General features: G+C 43.9%; 3 protein-coding genes. 1 reads left to right on the top strand and 2 read right to left on the bottom strand.

All coding sequences use genetic code 11. The features are described 5' to 3' along the window. Window positions 1–149 precede the first annotated feature (149 nt). Both P5683_RS23360 and pap read right to left on the bottom strand, forming a co-directional pair. Window positions 150–1136 (bottom strand): YdcF family protein, encoded by a 987-nt coding sequence (locus P5683_RS23360; protein WP_008049945.1) that lies wholly within the window; start codon window positions 1134–1136, stop codon window positions 150–152. Between the two features lie 200 nt (window positions 1137–1336). After that, on the bottom strand, window positions 1337–2815 hold the full coding sequence (gene pap / locus P5683_RS23355; protein ID WP_006626267.1) for a polyphosphate:AMP phosphotransferase: 1479 nt from the start codon (window positions 2813–2815) through the stop codon (window positions 1337–1339). Window positions 2816–3256: 441 nt separating this feature from the next. Between pap and P5683_RS23350 the strand changes: the two genes are divergently transcribed. Then, on the top strand, window positions 3257–3502 hold the full coding sequence (locus tag P5683_RS23350; RefSeq protein WP_006626266.1) for a DUF2949 domain-containing protein: 246 nt from the start codon (window positions 3257–3259) through the stop codon (window positions 3500–3502). The last annotated feature ends 468 nt before the right edge of the window (window positions 3503–3970 follow it).

Here is a 3970-nt window from a genome sequence, read left to right as displayed (position 1 = left end):
CCCTTTGTTTTCAGGGCGGTTTCACCAGGCTCTACAACTTTTGTCCTGTACTTAGATTAGGCACTACCGTTACGAGCAATGACTAACATTTGTTGGTTATCTCCTCTAAAGAATCCTCGTAGCTTTAGCCCGATGGAGTGTCAACAGACTTATAAACTAGGAGCCATCCACCCCCGTAGAAAGTAATAAAAAGTAGCGAGATATTCATCAACCACACGGGTACTGAGAACCAAAGCCTCCGCATTAGGGGCGAAGTCTTGGAAAGAAACCCTCTCCTTACGTTTGCCATAGGGAATAAAAGTAGAAAAATTAGTGGGAGCCGGAATTACCTTAAAACCAGCTTGAGTAAATGTGAGGGCGGCGCGGCGCATTTCTAAGGCAGAAGTAACCAAAATGATAGTTCTTCCTAACCGCCTTTTTTCCATGATTTCTTTGACTTCTAGGGCTTCTTCCCTAACGGTATGGCTTTCAGTTGCCAAAAGAATATCACTAGGCAAAACTCCCATATAAATCAATAACTGTTGAATATCTTTCGCCTCATTAGTCGGATGAATTAACTCATGGCGATCGCCTGCTGCTACAATCACCAAACGAGCTAAACGTTCCCGATAAAGTTCGGCTGTATAGGGAATGCGATCGCCTGTAGCCGTGAGTTGGATCTGAGTTCTGTAGGGCAATTTAGGCTGTGTTGTTCCCCGTCCTAACAAAACAATTGCCCCGGCTCTTTCCCCACAACATAAATCAGTTTGAACTGTTTGCACAGCCACCCTTTCCACCTGCAAAGCCAACCATTGAGCCAAAACGGGGGTACTCGATAAAATCAGAATTAATAATGCAGTTAAAATTAAATTCGGAGCCGGATTTTTAATCCCCCCATTAGTAATCAAAGCCGAGGCAATGGTTAATAGTAAAATTGATAAACCCAGAGGTCTTAGAAAAATCGCCAAAAGCTGAATAACAGATCTACCAACCTGGCTATCAGGAGCGATAAAAGTGACTATAAGTAAAGTGAGAGTTAGTAAAAAAAACAGCCGACTAACTAAGCTATTTTCTTTGCCTGCTAAGAGTCTCCAAATCCTAAAAGAAATGGTAATCAGTAGCAGTAAAACCAGAACTTGGGTGAGTAATACAAACATCATTTTTTCCCTTCATGGTTGACCGTGGAGAATCCCACATCATATCACCCTTTGATTTTTCCTGGTCTACCCCAAATCAAATCACAGAGTGCTTTAGGGACTGAGGAAAACGAGAGCCGTATAACTGACAAATAGTATACGGCTCAAGTTTATAGTGAACTACCCGACGCTGGCAATAGTTTTGCCAAATTGCCTACTAACTATAAAGTTTGAGCGATCGCATCAGCCACCGTTTGCGCCACCTGCACCCGCGCATAAAACTTATCATTACCGGAAACCAAAGTCCAAGGAGCCCTAGGGGTATTAGTCCGATGCACCATTTGGTTGACGGCTACCTCATAACAAGACCATTTTTCCCGGTTCCGCCAGTCCTCATCTGTGAGTTTATATTGCTTAAACGGATTATTCTCGCGTTCAGTAAACCTTTCAAGTTGGGTATCCGGGTCAATATGTAACCAAAACTTCAGCAAAATATAACCCGCCGTAGTCAGTTGTTCCTCAAACTCATTAATTTCTCGATAGGCGCGTCGCCATTGTCGTTCGGAAGCAAACCCCTCAAGGCGTTCTACTAAGACCCGACCATACCAACTGCGGTCAAAAACGCCAATTTTTCCGGCTGGCGGAAGTTTACGCCAAAACCGCCACAGATAATGATGCACCTTTTGCTCATCAGTGGGAGCAGCAAAAGCATGAACTTCATAGCTGCGCGGATCAAGAATATCGGTTAAACGCTTAATGGATCCCCCTTTTCCAGCCGCGTCCCATCCCTCAAATATGGCTAAAACGGGGATTTGCTGTTCAAAAATCATTTGCTGCATCTTACCTAAGCGAACCTGTTGTTCCCGCAACTGTTCCTTATAGTCATCCTCTGACAAGGACAAACTCAGATCCACAGCAGCCAGGGGTTGTGGATCGGTAGGTTCTAGGTGTTGTTGGGGAGGAGTAAAAATAGGAGGCGGTTGCACTTCCAGCCTTTCGAGAGTCTCTTTGATAGTAGACACCATTTTAGATAGCACCTTGACCCTACCCCACCGTTTATCATCTCCCTCTACTAAGGTCCAGGGAACTACACCCGTGCTGGTGTGAATTAGCATCTCTTCGGCATAGGAACTATAAATATCATAGTTTTTAGCCTGCTCCCAGTCTTCGGGACGCACCCGCCATGCTTCTAGTTCATCGTTAGTGGCCTTTTTCAGGCGGCGCTTGAGTTCTTTTTTGCTCAAGTGAATCCAAAATTTGGCGATCGCTGCCCCATCGTCAATCATTTGACGCTCAAAAGCATTAATTTGACGCATTGCCATCCCTACATTAGCTTCTGGAAGTCTCTCAAATAGACGATCTTCCAGAACATGGGTATACCAACTGTGGTAAAAAATCCCGATTTTCCCATAACCTGGGAACTCTTGCCAAAATCTCCACATGAATGGATACAACCGCTCCTGTTCGGTCGGGGGCCACACCGGAATCACTTTGAACCCACGAGGGTCCATATAGCTAACCATTTTTTTGACTAGAGAACCCTTACCCGCCGCCGCCCAACCCTCCAGGACGATAATCACAGGTAGTTTTTTTTCCCAGCAGATTTGCTGTAGCGATCGCAGCTCCCGCATCAGTCCTTCCGTCTGAGTCTTATAGCTTTCTTTATCTAGCGAAAGCTCCAGGTTTAGTGTGTTGAGCATGAATATGAATCAATATCCGTCTAACTTACATCCAGTCTAGCAGGATCAGGAGTCCGGGAACACCCACTACACAGAACCGCCAGTCCCATTCCTTTTTAGATTATGGTTTGATGATTTTGTGATCCAAACCCGCTTCATTGCTTTTGTTAAAAAAACATTAGATTTTCACCAGAATAGCTCTGGTAACGGCTATGATAAATTTTCCCCCAAAAAAAAGTGCCGTCTGCCCAATTAACTCCCCCGGCACCTATACAGCTCAAACATAATTAGTGACCCAGATCACTTAAATTTCACAAAGAAATCACAATGTTCGGGTGTAATATATCACTGAACTTAGTTAGATAGAAGATAATATAGATACTATAGGAATTCACACCCGACTTAGTTATCTAATCCGACATCCAACAGTTCCCAACTTTTTTACGTTCATGCAGGAAAAAAATGATGATCTCAACCAAGCAAGCCCAGTTAATTCAATTTTTACGTTGGGAATTAGCGATCCCTGCCTCTTCCATCGCCATGGCCCTCCGACATCCTGAGCAAGAATCAGGTCAACTTCCCATGATTTTATGGCAATACGGGCTAGTCACCCTAGAACAGCTTGACCGGATTTTTGATTGGCTTGAAAAGTTCGGAACCTCTCCAGATATCACCTCCCGGTCTTATTCAGACAAAAAAGCTGGTTGAGAATCAATGGACTTAGATAGCATCTCAATTACAGATGCGTCTTAGGTTCCTTGGTTTATGCCGAATTTACACACTAATAGCCAATTTCTCTCAAGACTAAAATCTACCTGCATGACCTAAAAGTTTCAACTGCGAATGTTGAAAAATGATTAGATGATCACTATATATGTCGCCTCAAAAATGTTGGGGGTGAAAAAATTTTTGTATGGAGGTTTGACCAACCTTTTCTACCCTTAAAGGCTAAAACGAAAATTATAGCAACCGGTTGCTCACGATAAATCAACTATTACCGCCCAGATGATAAACATGGCCCATAGACAACAGCCTGGGACAAAAATTCAGCTATTGACCAGGTGCGTCAGTTGTTGATGCTCCGGTTGGGATCCCTATTTACGGGGTCTGACGCACCCTACTATAGCACCAGACAGGAAAGTTAGGACGTATAATGGAGAGGACGAGATGACTAAG

Source organism: Limnospira sp. PMC 1279.21 (assembly GCF_032349615.1).
Taxonomy (GTDB): Bacteria; Cyanobacteriota; Cyanobacteriia; order Cyanobacteriales; family Microcoleaceae; genus Limnospira; species Limnospira fusiformis.
The sequence above is the reverse complement of the archived record's forward strand: the minus strand, read 5'-3'. Positions and strand labels throughout refer to the sequence as shown.

Coding starts and splice junctions, on each gene's coding strand:
- P5683_RS23360 (WP_008049945.1), bottom strand. CDS start 1,136: ATGTTTGTATTACTCACCCAAGTTCTGGTTTTACTGCTACTGATTACC.
- pap (WP_006626267.1), bottom strand. CDS start 2,815: ATGCTCAACACACTAAACCTGGAGCTTTCGCTAGATAAAGAAAGCTAT.
- P5683_RS23350 (WP_006626266.1), top strand. CDS start 3,257: ATGATGATCTCAACCAAGCAAGCCCAGTTAATTCAATTTTTACGTTGG.